Here is a 16,881-nt window from a genome sequence, read left to right as displayed (position 1 = left end):
AAAAAGGTATAAACACCTGAAAGTAAGGTACATTACCGCTGTTATATAGCCGTTTGCCGTTTCCGGAAAACGGGCAGCCCATCAACAAGATGAAATTTATGCGTCCAGCTACTGAAAAGATATCCCTCGACAGGCTCAAAGCAATTATTGGCGGCAGTATCGGCAACTTGGTGGAATGGTACGACTGGTATGCTTATTCGGCCTTTGCCTTGTATTTTTCTGCTTCCTTTTTCCCGGCTGATAACGCTACGGCCCAATTGCTGAATACAGCCGGTGTGTTTGCGCTGGGTTTTCTGATGCGCCCGATAGGCGGTTGGCTATTTGGCCGGATAGCCGATAAAATGGGCCGTAAACGGGCCATGACAGGGTCGGTATTACTGATGTCGTTTGGTTCTTTACTCATTGCCTGTACCCCTACCTATGCCACTATTGGTATACTGGCACCTGTTATACTACTGGTGGCGCGTTTGCTGCAGGGACTCAGTGTAGGCGGTGAATACGGCGTATCGGCCACTTACCTAAGTGAGATGGCTACCCGCCACCGGCGGGGCTTTTATTCCAGCTTTCAGTATGTTACATTGATCGGCGGACAGTTGATAGCCCTCGGCATTCAACTGCTACTGCAGAAATGGTTGTTGACAGAAGCGCAGTTGCATGCCTGGGGTTGGCGCATCCCTTTTATTATTGGCGCCATTTTATCAGTAATAGCCTTGTACCTGCGCAGCAGCCTGCATGAAACTCCTTCTTTTGTATCAAAGGAAAAGCAGCAACAGTCGAAAAAGGGTACTATCCGTGAACTGCTGAAACATCCCCGGGCTGTGCTTACGGTAATTGGGTTGACATTAGGCGGTACGCTGGCCTTTTATACATATACCACATACATGCAAAAGTTCCTGGTGAATACAGTGCACCTCACCAAAGAGCAATCCACCATGCTCTCCTTTATCACGTTATTACTGTTTGCTTTACTGCAGCCTGTGCTGGGCAGTTTGTCGGACAGGATAGGCCGCAAGCCCTTGCTGATAGGCTTTGGCGTACTGGGGGTGATATGTACGGTGCCGCTGCTCACGGCATTGAGCCATACCTCCTCACTGGGCGGCGCTTTTATATTGCTGATGGCAGCCCTTGTGATTGTCAGCGGGTATACCAGCATCAATGCGGTGGTAAAAGCGGAATTGTTCCCGGCAGAAGTGAGGGCATTGGGAGTAGGGTTACCCTATGCGCTGACGGTAGCCATTTTTGGCGGCAGTGCGGAGTATATTGCCCTGTGGCTGAAAAAGGGTGGGCATGAACCTTATTTTTATTGGTATATAACAGGCTGTGTCATGGTCTCCTTACTGGTATACCTGTTCATGAAAGACACGAAGCAAACATCCCGCCTGAACGAAGAGTTGGCAAAGCCTGCGGCTTAATGTAGTTACAGGGAGATAAATTAAAAAGGGAACCTTCCCATCACGAAGACGCAGATACAGGAGCGCGGTTCTATTGTTTTTTTACTTATTTTGAGACCCTAACTTGCTATATCTGCGACTTGCCATTTGTTGAACCATACAACGAACAGGAACTATTGCTGCTTATTGCCTCCGGAGACCAACAGGCCTACCGGCAATTATTTGAGCGGTACTGGGATAAAGTATATGCAATAGGGCTACGACTGACCAAGTCGCCCGAACTGGCCAAAGACCTGGCGCAGGAAACCTTCATCAAGATCTGGAATAACCGCGATAAGCTGCCGGCCCTTACCAATTTCAGCGCCTTCCTTTCCACTGTTTCCCGTCACCTGGCGATTGATCACCTGCGGAAAAAAGTATTTACCACCGGCAACGAAGATTACCTGGTTGCTTATTTCAGCGATGACGCCATCACGCCCCACGAAAAAGCAGAGTACAAAGAGTTAGAGCAATTATTGAACGGGGCCATTAATAACCTGCCTCCGCAACTGCAGCAGGTGTTCAGGTTAAGCCGGTTTGAGGGGCTGAGCCATGCGGAGATAGCCCTGCGAATGAATATTACCCGTATTACTTCAAAAGCTTATATGGTGCGGGCATTGTACGCCATCCGGAAATACCTGTCGAAGTATGGCGATGAACAGGTTATCCTCCTCCTCCTGCTTTATTCCTGCCTGTCATAATTTTTTTTAGTGCGCACGTCCTCCCCCTGCTTTCTTTTACGTCCTTATTGATAGTCCATTGCTAAAAAGCCCGCCCACACGCGGAGGACATTAATAAGGCCATTATGTCAAGACAGGATCTTTTACAGGAATTATTCGAAAAATTCCTGCACGATAAGAAGATGACGCCTGCAGAGATCAGGCAGTTGCAGGCACTTGTACAGGACGAGCGCAACCGTGCGCTGCTGGACCAGTTACTGGCATCCTTCTATGAGGAAGAGGTACAGGAGCCTGGTATGGGAGAAAGTAATAGCCAGGCAGCTTTTGAAGAAGTATGGGCAAAGCTGCAGACCCCGGCGCCTGCTACAATCGCAGAACCTGGGGTAGTATACGGACAGTTCCGCCGCCGGTGGTGGAGGTATGCCGCTGCTGCCGTGGTGGTGCTCACTATAGGCGCCGGCTCCTGGTGGTTGTTCCGTGGTGATAAGACTATACCGGTAGTGGTACAACAAAATCAATCAACACAACCAGCCATACAACCAGGAGGTAATAAAGCCATACTAACATTGGCAGATGGCTCTACCATTGTATTGGATTCAGCGGCCAATGGCACGTTGGTACAGCAGGGAAGTATGCAGGTGGTGAAGTCGAAAGAGGGAGAGTTGGAATACAGGAAGTCGGAGGCCGGTCCGGAAGGACTCCTTCGGAGAAGTCTGAAGTCAGAAGTCGGATTTAATACACTGGCTACGCCAAGGGGCGGGCGATATACCCTCACATTACCCGATGGGAGTAAGGTATGGCTGAATGCAGCTTCTTCTATCCGTTACCCCACCGCTTTTACCGGTCAGGAAAGGAAGGTGGAGATCACCGGTGAAGCCTATTTTGAAGTGGAGAAAAATGCAAAGATGCCTTTCCACGTACTCCTGAATGGCATGCAGGTAGAGGTGCTGGGTACTCATTTCAATATCCATGCTTATGGAGATGAAGCGATGATGAAGACCACCCTGCTGGAAGGAAGCGTGAAGGTGAAAACCGGAAGTCAGAAGTCGGACCTCAGACCTCAGACTTCTGCATTTTTAAAACCGGGTCAGCAAGCGCAAATAATCAATCATCAATTATCAATCATCAATGATGTTGACGTAGAAGCAGCCATTGCCTGGAAGAACGGACTGATCCAGTTTGAAGGCCAGGATATTCATGCTGCTATGCGCATGCTGGCCCGCTGGTACGATGTGGCCGTGGAATACAGGGGTAATGTACCCAATGCACATTTCCGGGGAACGATACCCAGCAACGTACCTGTGTCACAGGTGCTTGATATGATGGAAAAAACAGAAGAAGTACATTTTGAGATCAGCGGCCGGAAGATCATCGTAACACCTTAAATCAAATTCTATTCACCTGAAAACTTGCCATATTATGAGCCCTTAATACACTCCTGGTGCTACATGGGCCTAAAAAACCGGATCCTGCTGGCGGGCGGGACCCGGTAACGATTCGGGTCCATAAACTGACAATCCATTTATTAACCCTCATTAGAACAAATGTATGCATTTGACGCTTTTTTCCCAAAGCGGGCCTCCCGGCTATGCCGGGACGGCCAACTACCCACGATTATTGGCCAAACCGTTACTGATTATGAAACTAACCGTGCTTTTGATAACGATTGTCATGCTACAGGCGCAGGCCGAAGGCATTGCACAAACGGTTTCCCTTTCACTCCGCAATACGCCGCTGAGCAAGGTATTTAAGGAGATCAGGAAGCAAACCGGTTATACTTTCCTGTATACCGATGAACAGTTATCCATTGCTAAAACAGTGACCTTACAGGTGCGTAATGAGCCGCTCGACAAGGTGCTGGAACAATGCTTCCGCTACCAGCCGCTTACGTATGCCATGAGCGATAAGACCATTATTGTAAAACGCAAGCCTGTTGTTGTGAACACTTTTGAGGTAGCAACGGATATCATCGTAAAGGGCCGGATCACCGATGGTAAGGGCGATCCGGTGGCCGGCGCTGCTATACAGGTAAAAGGCACTGGTAAAGGCGTTGTTACCAATGACAATGGTGAGTACGAGATCAGCGTGGCCAATGCCGATGCGGTACTGTTGGTGTCTTCTCTTGGCTTTACGGCACAGGAGATACCCGTGAAGGGCAGGACTTCTATTGCCGTAACGCTTGAAGTGGCGCCTTCCAATATGAAGGAAATGGTAGTGGTGGGGTATGGCGAACAGAAAAAAGGAGCCCTTACCAATGCCATCACCTCCGTTTCCACTGCTTCTTTCCGGGAGCAGCCGGTAAGCCGGCTGGACCAGGTGTTGCAGGGCCGTGCAGCCGGTGTGCAGGTGACCAATGTGGCCGGCTCGCCGGGCGGCGGCGTGCGTATTCGCATCCGCGGCTCCAACTCTATTAACAGTGATAATGGTCCCCTGTATGTAGTAGATGGATTTGTGGGCGCCGATTTTTCTTCCCTTAACCCCGAAGATATAGAGTCTTTACAGATACTGAAAGATGCGGCTGCTACTGCACTCTATGGCAGCCGTGGCGCCAATGGGGTGATCATTATTACTACCAAGAAAGGGACTAAAGGGGGATTGAAAGTGAATTTTACAGCCCGCTTTTCCTCCTCGGAAGTACTGAAGAAGCAGGACCTGCTGAATGCTGCTGAGTTTGCCGAAACAGCCAATGCGCATGCGCTGGCAGTGGGCACCAATGCTCCATTCACTACTGCGCAAATAGAGGAGTTCAGGGTAAAAGGAGGAACCAACTGGCAGGATGAAATTTTTCGCCGTGCAGGCGGACAGGAATACCTGCTCAACCTGTCGGGAGGTACCGACAAAAGCGGTTACTTCATTTCCGGCAATTATTATAACCAGGACGGTGTGATCAACAATTCATCTTTCAAACGGTATACCCTGCGTTCCAATATCAATGCCAAATTGAGCGATAAGGTATCCACTTACCTCAATATCCTCGGTTCTTACAGTACATCACAGAATACAGAGATTCCGGCAGATGGCGCCCATAGCCCGCTGGCGCAAGCCAGCACCTGGTCGCCTACCGTACCGGTACGTACGCCTTTGGGTGGCTATACCATCAGTGATCCCGTAAGTTCGGTGTTCTTTAATCCGGTAGCCTTAACTACTGAGCAACTGGCCGTGACTGAAAGGATGCTGGCCAATGTGACCGGTGGATTTAAGTATACTATTATTCCCGGTTTAGCTTTCACCCTGCAGTATGGCGCCAATTACCTGGGATATGAAAACAAGAACTTTGCGGGCAAGGTGGTGAACTCCGGTAGTTCCATTGCCAACCTGCGCGCCAACAAAGAGATCAGGTTACAGAACTCCAATATCCTTAACTACCGCAAGGTGTTTAAGGAAGTGCATAACCTCGATGTTACGGCCGTTATGGAATACCAGCAGTCTACCTACAACTTCCAGTATGCCGGTAGCTCCAACCTGAATTACGAACCCTTCCTATGGAATAATTTAGGATTGGGCACGCCGGGTACGCCTTCTTCAGGCACTTCCAAATCGGCGTTGTTTTCCCTGATCAGCCGTGTGAATTATGGTTATAAAGATAAGTACCTGGTATCGGCCGCTATCAGGAGAGACGGTACTTCCAGGTTCAGGGAGAATAACCGGTACAGCTATTTCCCGTCTGTTGCATTAGGATGGGTATTGTCGGAGGAATCCTTCATGAAGGATATATCCCTATTCAGCAACCTCAAGATCCGTGGTAGCTGGGGACTTACAGGCAACCAGGGCGTAGATGCCTACAGCACTTTTTCTTCCTATTCCAACAGAACGGCGTCCTTTACCAACAGTACTTCGCAAACCGGTATTATACTGGGTAATATCGGCAATCCCGACCTGCAGTGGGAAACCACCGAGCAAAAGAATATTGGTATTGATGCCGGCATACTGGATGGACGGATCTCCTTCACCGCCGATTATTTTACAAAAGATACGCGCGACCTGTTGCTGGATGAAAAGCTGCCGATGTACTTGGGTGGTAATGTGATTACCCGTAATGTAGGCGAAGTACAGAATAAAGGTTTTGAGCTGGGTATAGAAGCGGCCGTATTGGACAAAGGACCAGTAACCTGGCACACCTGGTTCAATGCCACGTTGGTTAAGAACCGCGTTGTATCTGTTGGCAACAGTAAGATCATATTCGATCCCAATAACCGCCGGATCGGTGGTGGTATGTCGCCCCAATCAGAATTTGTAGTAACGCCTGGTCAGCCGTTGGGTGCTATCTGGGGACTTACTTACCTGGGCACCTGGAAGCCTGGTGATGAAGCAAAGGCGGGACCTTTTGGCGCCAAACCCGGTGATGCCCGGTACCTGGACAAGAACAATGACAATGTAATTGATGCCGGCGATTATGGTGTGATCGGCTTTGGTGTTCCCACTACTACTTTGGGCTGGAATAATACAGTGGCGTATAAAGGATTTTCACTGAATATCTTTTTCCACGCCATGCTGGGCTTTGATAAGCTGAATTATAACAAAGCGGCTGCCATGTACCTGGGCGGTGATGCACGTGAAGCCACCCATGTGGATATTAAGGACCGCTATGTACCAGGTGTAAACGAAACTTCGGATATCCCGGCTTTCAGCACTACCAACAAAAACTTCACCCAATCCACCCGCTTCCTGGAAAAAGCTGATTTCCTGCGTTTGAAGAACCTCAGCCTGTCGTATAATATTCCTAAGAAAACGCTGGGTGGTATAGCAGGATTGAAAGTTTTTGTGAGCGCTACCAATGTATGGACATTGACCAATTATACGGGTATTGATCCCGAAGCGAATTCTTCGGGCGGCGATTTCCGCCAGGGCATTGATTATGGCTCTTATCCCAATACCCGCACTTTTACCGGCGGCTGTACCCTTAGTTTTTAACGATCAAAACGTGAACGTATGAAAAAGATCTGTTTCATTGCAATAGTATCCCTGACCTGTAGTTGTTCCAAACAATTGACGGAAGATCCGCAGGGATTAGTAGTAGGATCAATAGCCCTGAGTAACCAGGCGGGGCTGGAATCAGCGCTTACCGGCGCTTACGGCAGCCTGATGGTGCCCTGGGAAAGCGGCTTTACCAGTGTGGCGCAGATAGCCATGTCGATGGGCGGGGATGACCTTACTACCCATCCAGGTTCCAATAAAGAAGAGTTCCGCGAGTTTGACCGCTTCAGCGTGGCTGACCTCAACAGCCGCATGGTGCCCATCTGGCGCGGCTGTTATAAAACCATACAGTCTACCACCAATATCATTAACAACTATACGAAAGTACAGGACGGGACAGAAGCAACCATTAAAGCCATTGTAGGAGAGGCGTACTTTTTACGTGGATTGTGTTATTACTGGCTTACCCGGTTCTGGGGCGCTGTGCCCATTATTCCTTCTGAACAGTACCAGTCGGCCTATCTTAACCTTAAAAAAAGCGAGCCGGCAGAAATATACAAGTTAATAGAAGCCGACCTGCAAAAAGCAGAAGAATGGGTGCCTGATACTAAACGCGGGCAGGGTCGCCCCAATAAAGGTTCTGTGAAAGCATTGCTGGCCGATGTATACCTTACGCAGGGCGGATGGCCTATTAAAGATGCTGCTAAATATGCGCTGGCAGCCGCCAAGGCAAAAGAAGTGATAGATAAGAAAGCTACTTACAATTTTGATCTTTACCAGGGTGGCTTTCTGAAGATATTTGCCGGCGGCACTACAGAAGATGTATTCACCTTGTTCACCAGGGGGCAATGGATTACTTATAATTCATTCTATGGCCTCAGCACCATGCCCGAAAATGAAGGTGGCTGGAGCGACTTCTTCCCGGAGCTGAATTTCTTCAATAACTTCCCTGCAGGCAGCCGGAAAGACGCTACTTTTTCTACCAGCTTTGTCGTGAGCGGCAACACCATCTCCTGGCAGGAGACCACCACTAAACATCCTTATTACAAGAAGTTCACCATTCAGTCCGGCACCAAGGCCACGTATATGTCCAATAGCCCGGTTCTTCTGCTACGCTATGCCCATGTGCTGCTCATTTATGCCGAAGCACAGGCCAGGAGCGGCGGCGTGAATGCCGATGCCTATAGCGCCATTAATGCGGTGCGCCAGCGTGCTGGTTTAAGCGATCTTCCTGCCGGCCTGGCTGACAATGATTTTATCAATGCCGTCATTGATGAACGGGCCTGGGAGTTTGCCGGTGAATGGAACCGCTGGTTCGACCTGGTGCGGCTTGAAAGGGTGGAAGCAGCCAACGCCAATAAACATGCGGAGGACCTGCAGCCTACCGGCCCCATCACCAAAGAAGATTATGTATTACCTATACCCGGCGCCGATGCGATGATCAATCCTAATTTATAACAGGTTTTAACGAAAAATTTGCCATTATGAAACCGATAATGACCAACCTCCCTGTACAGGGGAAGGCTACAGTATTGTCTCTACTTTCCCATAAAAGAACAACATTCCTCACACTGATCATGCTCCTTGGCTGGCTGCTGGGCGGCCAGGCACAGGCCCAGTTCCTGCTGCTGGACGATATGGAAGGACATGGTCCCTGCTCGGGCAGGTGGACGTATTATGCCGGCAATACCACTACAGGTAAAGTAGAGTTTAGTATACCCAATCCCGCTGTGACAGGACTCAACACCAGCTCGCAGGTAGCCAGATTTACCAAAGACACTACCAGCTTTGAATGGATGTCGGCCAGTTGCAGTCTGCCCGATTCCTTTGATCTTAGCACCAACAGCGTTTTCAAAATGATGGTGTACAGCAACGTGATAGAAGATGTTATGTTCAAGCTGCAACCCGGCAGCAATTATAGCAAAGCGGTGTTCCTGACCTATCGCATCAAGAATGTCAATACCTGGGAAGAAGCCGTCTTTGATTTTAAAAGCGTTAAGAACAGGACCGACTTTAACACCCTTGTAGTCCAATTCATAGACGGCCGGAAAGCCAACGGCATCCTGCATTTCGACCTGGTGCAAGGCCCCGACCGGGTAAATGTCTCCCTGGCCGATAATAGGATTTCCATGGGACAGGAACAGGGCGCCGTTATACAGGCAACGGTGCATAACAATACTTTTGATACGGTATTGAACCAGGCAAACTGGGTAGCGCAGCAACTGCCGCCTGGCGTTACAATTGACAGCCTCCACCGGGTGAATGATACCACGGTGAATATTGTACTGGCTGGTAACTCACCAGCCAACTATTCCCGCTTCACCTTCAAACTTATCATTGCCGGATCGGAGCTGGGCGGCTCCGGCGCCGCACAGTACACAGCATTGGGCAATGTAGTTTTTGAAGGCAATCCCAATTACACCCTTATTTTCGAAGATCAATTCAACGGCACGGGCGTGCCCGACCTCACCAAATGGACGGTAGACCCGCGCCCCAAAGGCTGGATCAACGGAGAGCAACAGGTGTATACGGATACTTCTTACGACAATGCCCGTGTACGCAATGGTAGCCTGGTGATCACCGGTAAAAAGGATTATCCCAATTACAATACGACTGAGCCCTGGTCTTCAGCCCGGCTCATTACCCGCAACAAAGTAGACTTCAAATATGGCAAGGTGGAAGTGCGGGCACGCCTGCCCCGTGCAAAGGGCTCCTGGCCGGCCATCTGGCTGATGCCTACCGTCGATACCTACGGCGCCTGGCCCAAGAGCGGTGAGATTGATATTATGGAGCATGTAGGGAATAATTTCGGTACCGTGCTGTCTACCGTTCACACACAGAATAATAACTGGACCAATGGCGGCCACCTCTCCGCGTCAAAACTCATCCCCGATGCGGATACCGTGTTCCATGTATATGCGCTGGAATGGAGTGAAGACTCCCTGCGCTTCACGTATGATGGCGTTAAGGTGTACACTTATGTGAATCCTAAAACAGACTGGAAAGACTGGCCTTTCGATCAAAAGTTCCACATCATCCTCAATGTAGCCATCGGTGGTGGTATGGGTGGAGCGATCACAGAAGCCCACTGGCCCGACAGCATGCTGGTAGATTATGTACGTGTTTATCAAAAAGGACTGGGTACGCCGGTGCTGGACAGTATCGTGGTAAGCCCCGCCAATCGCGCTTTTGTAGCCGGCAGGAAATATCAATACACGGCAAAGATCTTTGACCAGAACGATTTTCCGATGAACCTTACGCCGGTATGGAGCATTACAGGTGCAGGTAATTGCATTACCGCAGGTGGATTGGCCACTATCCAGTCGGAGGGTGTTATAAAGGCCACCGCTATCTATAATGGCGACACCTTATCCGCCACCGCCAATGCTACCATCAGGGCCGCGAATTACAAGCCTGTACCGGCCAGGATTGAAGCAGAAGCTTTTGATTATTCCAATACCACCCGTACGGAACCTGCGCTCGATACCAGCGGCGTGCTGAACGTAAGTTTCATTGGTTCGTCCTCTTTCATGGAGTATGATATTCAGGCGCCCTGGACAGGTAGTTACCGCCTCCAGCTTCGGGTGGCTGTTAATACGGCCAGTACGGTGAAAGTGATGATGGGTGATACGTTGCTTACTACCATGAAACTGCCGGCCAGCGGAGGCTGGCAGAATTGGATTACTGTTACTTCCGAACCTTTCCAGATGCCGGGAGGTAAAAAGACCCTGCTGATACAATCCACCACCTCCGGCTGGAATTTTAACTGGCTGAAGGTGATCAAGGCTACGGATGTTTCGCTGTCACGCATCGTGGTGACGCCCGACAGCACCAGTGTTTTTGTAGGTGGAAAGAAACCGTTCAAGGCAGCGGCTTATGGCAGCGACAGCAGCCGTTTTGATGTTCCATTTACCTGGTCTGTGCCTGCAACGGGCGGTGTGATGGACTACAAAGGCGTGTTCACCGCAAGTAATACCCCCGGTGGCTATTTAATAAAGGCATCCTATAAAAGTAAGAGCGGCTATGCAAAAGTGAAGGTATTGGCTGCGCCGCAACTGGCCAGCATCAAGGTAGTACCGGATAGCCTTACCGTTCCGTTTGGCGCTTCCCAGCAATATACAGCTAAAGGATATGACCAGTATGGCAGCACCTTCGCGTTTACCGGCTCTACCTGGTCGGTAACAGGAAGCGGCAACACCGTTACACAGGCCGGTGCGGTGACTGCAGGCACTGAGCCGGGTACTTTTACGGTTACTGCTACGAAAGACAGCATCAGCGGAACGGCTACCTTCTATACCGGTTACGGATGTACTTTCAACAAGCGCTATGAAGCAGAGATCAGTACCTCACGCTCCGGCGTGCCTACACTGGAACCTACTACCGATACCAGCGGGGGCCAGAATTTCACCGGTCTTGCCTATAACCATTGGTTTGGTTATAGTGTGCTGGCCATACCGGTAAAAGGCAGGTACAATGTGAGCTTCAGGGTGCTGACCACTGCACCGGCCAAAGTGAAACTGGCCAATACCGGCATAACGTACGGTATCATCAGCCTGCCCAACACCAATGGTCAATGGGCTACCATTACGGATACGATGACACTGCCGTCGATGAGTTATGCCAATGTAATTGTGCACCAGGGCAGCTTTAAGTTCAACTGGTTCTCGATTGACAATTGCGCTGTACCACCTGCGCCGGACAGCAACAGTTCTATCATAGCCAGGATGGCCACTGTACCCGGCGATGAAGTGAGTAAGCAGCAGACACTACGGGTCTATCCCAACCCGGTACAGGAAACGGTCACCATTGAAACCGGCAACCATCACTTTCATACGCTGAAGCTGCTGGATATGAATGGCCGTCTGCTCCGTCAATGGACAGTACCGGCAGGTAATACAAGACTCACCAGGAATCTGGGTAATCTTCCCGGCGGCAATTATATGCTGCGCCTGGAAGGGAAGTCTGCACCGGCTTCTATACAGATCATTAAGTTATAATTAAGCATCCTGTTGTGCTATTGAACCAGTGCATGGTTCAATAGCACAACTTTTTTTATGGACGCATTTGTCATACAATTTCTTTAGCGCATGAAACAAGGAGCCATTTTTCTATTATTAATGTTTTGTATCTGCACCACCTATGGAGCGGATCCTGTCCCTAAAGATTATAATATAGTGGATTTTGGGGCAGTGGGAGATGGAAAGACCACCAATACACAAGCTATTCAAAAGGCCATTGATCAATGTTCCTCGGATGGAGGAGGCCAGGTAATAGTCCCCAACGGGGTTTTCAGGACCGGCTCTGTTTTCTTAAAGAACAATGTGGTGTTGTACCTGAGCCCCTCTGCGGTGTTGAGCGGCAGTACCCACAAAAGCGACTATGCCCAACCTGCCAATGCGCTCATCATTGCCAATGAACAACATCATATTGGCATCTATGGCCGCGGCACGATCCATGGGAATGGTGATGATCCGGCTTTTTACAGCAAGGATTTTGCCAATGGCTTACCCGGCCGTCCCAATACCATTGCCATCAACCAATGCACCGATGTAAAGCTTAAAGAATTTACACTCAGGAATGGTACCCGCTGGAATATTCACCTCATTGCCTGCGATTATGTAACGGTAGATGATATTAAGGTCATCAGCCGGGCAGTGGCCAATAATGATGGTATTGATATTGACGATTGTCACCACGTAACCATCTCCAACAGCTATTTTGATTGTGGGGATGATGCCATCTGTCCTAAAAGCCATTCAGCCCGGAGCGTTAAAAACCTGGTGATCAATAATTGTATTATTAAAAGTGAATCCAATGGTATTAAGTTTGGCACCAAAGGCGTGGGTGGATTCCGGGATGTGACGATATCCAATTGTGTTATTTATGATACGCGGTTGTCAGGGATTGCCATAGAAATGGTAGATGGAGGTATGATCGACCGGATCGTGATGAACAATATCACCATGCAAAAGGTGAATGGCAGTCTCTTTATCAAACTGGGGAAAAGGAGTGGGGACAAGCCGGGCGTTCTCCGGAATGTGACCATCTCCAACCTCATTGCTGATAGTATCGGGTTATGGAAACCCGATACCACGGCGCCTTATTATAAAGTAGCGGCCAATCCTAAGATTGGCATCTCTATCGTTGGTCAACCCGGATACCTCATAGAGAACATCACTTTGAGCCATGTACGTTTCCAGTTTGCAGGCGGGGGAACGCAGGAGGATAGTAAAGCGGTGATGAAGGATGAACCCAACAGCTATCCTGAATATACCAACTTTGGCGTAACGCCCGCCTATGGGCTCAACCTGCGGCATGTGAACAACCTGCTGCTGCAGGATGTTCAATTAACCACCCTTGCGGAGGATGCCCGCCCCGCCATCTTCCTGGAGGATGCCCGGCAGGTACATATGGATAATGTAAAAGCACAGCTATCGGCCCGGGCAACTGCTTTTATCCGGTGTAAAGACGTAGAGGACCTGTTTGTATACAGTTGTAAACCAGATGCCGTGCCCATTCCGTTCCTGTCGTTCGAAGGCCGGGTAAAGGAGGTGAGCATTCTCAATAATGACCTGCATAAAGTAGCCGCCACCTATGTAAAGGAGGCGGCTGTAAACAGGAAAGAGATCTATACGGGCAACAACCGGCAATAACAGTTTGCTCAGAAAGGCTGTAGCAGGTAGCTGAAATGGTAATTGCCATAAGGCAACAGGTAGGGCTGCATGGGCATGGAGCGCCAGCTATCTATACCGCCTACGCCCATCTGCTTCCAGTCAATATTCAGTTGTGTTTGTTTTCTTTTCACCAGGTCGGTAGCATGGCGCTGGTGGCGCTCCATACCATCATCCAGGTCGCTGTCAAAATAATGCAGGGCGCTGATGCTAAGCAGGGAATCGGAAGTAATGAGCAGTCCTTTCCCTTTTGCATTGCTGATCTTATACCAGCGCAGGTCGGTTTTATTGCCTGTTTCCTGGGGTACTACATACGGAAAGAACTGTTCATCTACTGTTTGTCTGTACAGACCCACATGGGCGCTGAAGTTCCTGTCCTGGTAGTTTTCGTGCGGCCCTCGTCCATAGTATTCCACCTGGTTGAAGCCGGACGGCAATATCCATTGCATGCCAAACCTTGGCATGACCGCTACTTTCGCGATAGAGTCATTATTGGCCTGTACACTTTGCTGCACCAGTATTTTACCGGCTGCATTGATGGTATAGGTTATTTGCAAAGTAGCATATACACCGGGTAGCCTGTAACTGACTTTCACCACTGCCAACCCATTGCTGATGCTATCGCTGAAGGCAATCAACTCCTGTTTTACAGTAGCATCTTTCCAGGCTTTGAGCTTTTGTGGTGTATTGGCGCCAAAATCATTGTCGTTGGGCGCCCGCCAAAAGTTGGGCCTGGTGCGGAAGCCTGTATCCAGCAGGTCAATTCCTTTATGGCTGTATTGTTTGATAAAGCCGGTGGCCTTATCAAATAGTACGGATGTTTTACCGCCACTGATCTGTAAAGTAGCTGCATCCTCCTTTTTAATGATGCTGCCTTCGTTGTTGATGGCGATGGAGGTGGGATAGGGCAGACTGATGGCCAGCTGCTCTGTAGCCAGCACATGCCCTGCGGGCACGAGTGGCTGTGCCTGTTTACTGCGGAAAACAAGGTTGAGGAATGCCTCGCCCGTGGCTGGCTTTTTATAGGGGATATAGAAAGTGTTGGATTGCTGGGGCAATACGTTGATGTCCGTTACTACTCCAGACTGCTGTTGCTTCCCATTGACCACTACTTCCCATTGCAGGGATACGTTGGACAGATCGGTGAAGAATTTTTCATTGTAAATGGACACTGAATCCTGGCCCACCAGTTTGGTATGGATGTCCTGGTACACTTTCTTCATTTCCCAGGCATGCGGATAAGGGGTGCGGTTGGCATAGAAAATACCTTTGGCTGCATAGTTCCACTCGGTGATGGCTTCCTGGGGTTCATAGTCGCCGCCATAAGTATACACAGTATCCCCTTTGGTATTTACGCGTTGGAAACACTGGTCCACAAAATCCCAGATATAACCTCCCTGGAAGATGTTCTTGTGTGCACGTATCACTTGCCAGTAATCGGTAAAGTTGCCCAATGAATTGCCCATAGCATGAGCGTATTCACACATGATGAAGGGACGCTTTGGATGCGGGTTGTTCCTGGCATATTCCAGCAAACCACCGGGAGTAGGATACATAGGGTCTATAATGTCGGAGTTCCATTCCCATACAAATCTCCTGTAATCGGCCACCGCCCTTTCATACTGTATGGGCCGGCTGCTGTCGCGCTGCTTCATCCATAAGTAACAATTGTAGAAGTTATAACCGTTGCCTGCTTCATTGCCCATGCTCCAGAGAATGATGGAGGGATGGTTTTTATCCCGCTCTACCATGCGCTGCACCCTCAGCAAGTGTGCGTTCATCCAGGTAGGACGGTTGGCCATGGTATAGGTAATGTCATAACCCATGCCATGCGATTCTATATTGGCCTCATCCACCACATACAGGCCATACTGATCGCAGAGGTCAAGCCATAACTCACTGTTGGGATAATGGCTGGTACGTACTGAGTTGATGTTGTATTGCTTCATCAACTGTATATCCCTGATCATGGCTTCGCGGGATATGACATGGCCGGTGCGGGGATCTGTTTCGTGGCGGTTCACGCCTTTGATGAGGACCGGTTGTCCATTCACCAGCAATAGGCCATGCCGGATCTCCATCTTCCGGAAACCTACCTGTTGTTGGGTGACTTCCAGTAACCGGTTGCCGGCATCTTTTATTTTTATGATGGCCTGGTATAGTTCCGGCGCTTCTGCACTCCATAGCAGGGGAGTGGTCACCGGTAGGGAAAATGCAAGTTTGGCGGAGTCAAATGTGTGCGACTGCGTGGCCACCACTTTGTTGTCTTTCAGCAATGTTAGTTCTGCTGTTACGGCATGAACAGGCGGCTTATTCAGCAACAGGCTTACCTGCAGGGTAGCGTTTTTATAATCCTTGTCAAGGTCTGGCCGCAGTTCCACATCATACAGGTGCACAGGGTTGCGCGCTACGAGGTAGCAAGAGCGGGTAATACCGCTTAACCGCCACATATCCTGGTCTTCAATATAGTTGGCATCACACCAGCGCATTATTTTCAGGGTAATGAGGTTCCTGCCTTTTTCGAGGTAAGGGGTGATGTCAAACTCCGAGGGCAGCTTGCTGTCTTCTCCATAACCCACATACTTTCCGTTCACCCATACAGTAAGGTTGGATTTAGCGGCGCCAATATGCAATACCACCTGCTTGCCTGTCCAGCCATCGGGAATGATCACCTCCCGCCGGTAAATAGCGGTGGGATCAAAACTTAAAGGAACGGCAGGCGGCTCCAGGCGGCGCATAAGGTACCTGAATTCAAAACCCGATGTGGTATAGAGGGGAAAACCATAGCCATTCAACTCCCAGTTGCCGGGCACTTTGAACAAAGACCAGTTGCTGTCATCATAATCCTTCCTTTCAAAGTTGGCGGGCAGGTCGGCAGGCCGCTCCACCCACTTAAACTTCCAGTCGCCATTAAGGCTTTGGTAATTGCCGGATTGTGTCCAGTCACCTGTTGCGGCCGTTGCTTCCGTTTCGAAGGAAAAGAAAGAGGCGTGCATGGGCAGGCGGTTCTGTTCTATGATCTGTTCATCGAGCCAGGGTACGCCGGGTTGTGCCGACGTGGTATCGTAATGTTTTTTTCCCTTATTGCCCTCACCATTGAGCGTGGGACTCGATTGTCCATAAGAAAGCAGGGCAAAGCTAGCCAATGCCACCATGGGCAGCAGGCTTTTACGGTGTATGTTCATG

General features: G+C 49.7%; 8 protein-coding genes. 7 read left to right on the top strand and 1 reads right to left on the bottom strand.

From position 1 onward, the window contains the following. Positions 1-98 precede the first annotated feature (98 nt). The 7 genes from HB364_RS22425 (at position 99) to HB364_RS22395 (ending at position 13,677) form a co-directional block, all read left to right on the top strand. Positions 99-1,412, top strand: a complete 1,314-nt coding sequence (locus HB364_RS22425) for an MFS transporter (RefSeq protein ID WP_167290573.1) — start codon at positions 99-101, stop codon at positions 1,410-1,412. Between the two features lie 119 nt (positions 1,413-1,531). After that, on the top strand, positions 1,532-2,131 hold the full coding sequence (locus HB364_RS22420) for an RNA polymerase sigma factor (RefSeq protein WP_167290572.1): 600 nt from the start codon (positions 1,532-1,534) through the stop codon (positions 2,129-2,131). 104 nt (positions 2,132-2,235) lie between these two features. Then, positions 2,236-3,495 carry a FecR family protein gene (locus HB364_RS22415; RefSeq protein WP_167290571.1) on the top strand — a complete coding sequence of 420 codons (1,260 nt, stop codon included), beginning with the start codon at positions 2,236-2,238 and terminating at the stop codon, positions 3,493-3,495. A 253-nt stretch (positions 3,496-3,748) separates the two neighbouring features. Continuing rightward, the gene (locus tag HB364_RS22410; protein WP_167290570.1) at positions 3,749-7,021 is read left to right on the top strand and encodes a TonB-dependent receptor; all 3,273 of its coding nucleotides are present in this window, start codon (positions 3,749-3,751) and stop codon (positions 7,019-7,021) included. Positions 7,022-7,039: 18 nt separating this feature from the next. Continuing rightward, positions 7,040-8,482, top strand: coding sequence for a RagB/SusD family nutrient uptake outer membrane protein (locus HB364_RS22405; protein ID WP_167290569.1), 1,443 nt, complete (start codon positions 7,040-7,042; stop codon positions 8,480-8,482). Positions 8,483-8,508: 26 nt separating this feature from the next. Further along, entirely contained in the window at positions 8,509-12,021 is a 3,513-nt protein-coding gene (locus tag HB364_RS22400) for a family 16 glycosylhydrolase (protein ID WP_167290568.1), read from the top strand. 90 nt (positions 12,022-12,111) lie between these two features. Next, positions 12,112-13,677: a glycoside hydrolase family 28 protein gene (locus HB364_RS22395; protein WP_167290567.1), complete on the top strand. Its 1,566-nt coding sequence runs from the start codon at positions 12,112-12,114 to the stop codon at positions 13,675-13,677. Between the two features lie 8 nt (positions 13,678-13,685). Here the strand turns inward: HB364_RS22395 and HB364_RS22390 are convergent, their stop codons facing one another. Then, positions 13,686-16,880 carry a glycoside hydrolase family 2 TIM barrel-domain containing protein gene (locus tag HB364_RS22390; RefSeq protein WP_208420057.1) on the bottom strand — a complete coding sequence of 1,065 codons (3,195 nt, stop codon included), beginning with the start codon at positions 16,878-16,880 and terminating at the stop codon, positions 13,686-13,688. Between the last annotated feature and the right edge of the window lies 1 nt (position 16,881).

Origin of the sequence: Paraflavitalea devenefica (assembly GCF_011759375.1) — a bacterium.
Taxonomy (GTDB): Bacteria; Bacteroidota; Bacteroidia; order Chitinophagales; family Chitinophagaceae; genus Paraflavitalea; species Paraflavitalea devenefica.
This window is presented reverse-complemented; position numbering and strand designations above follow the sequence as displayed.

Excerpts from the sequence above, each read along its gene's own strand:
- HB364_RS22425 (WP_167290573.1), top strand. The coding sequence starts at position 99 with ATGCGTCCAGCTACTGAAAAGATATCCCTCGACAGGCTCAAAGCAATT.
- HB364_RS22415 (WP_167290571.1), top strand. The coding sequence starts at position 2,236 with ATGTCAAGACAGGATCTTTTACAGGAATTATTCGAAAAATTCCTGCAC.
- HB364_RS22410 (WP_167290570.1), top strand. The coding sequence starts at position 3,749 with ATGAAACTAACCGTGCTTTTGATAACGATTGTCATGCTACAGGCGCAG.
- HB364_RS22405 (WP_167290569.1), top strand. The coding sequence starts at position 7,040 with ATGAAAAAGATCTGTTTCATTGCAATAGTATCCCTGACCTGTAGTTGT.
- HB364_RS22400 (WP_167290568.1), top strand. The coding sequence starts at position 8,509 with ATGAAACCGATAATGACCAACCTCCCTGTACAGGGGAAGGCTACAGTA.
- HB364_RS22395 (WP_167290567.1), top strand. The coding sequence starts at position 12,112 with ATGAAACAAGGAGCCATTTTTCTATTATTAATGTTTTGTATCTGCACC.
- HB364_RS22390 (WP_208420057.1), bottom strand. The coding sequence starts at position 16,880 with ATGAACATACACCGTAAAAGCCTGCTGCCCATGGTGGCATTGGCTAGC.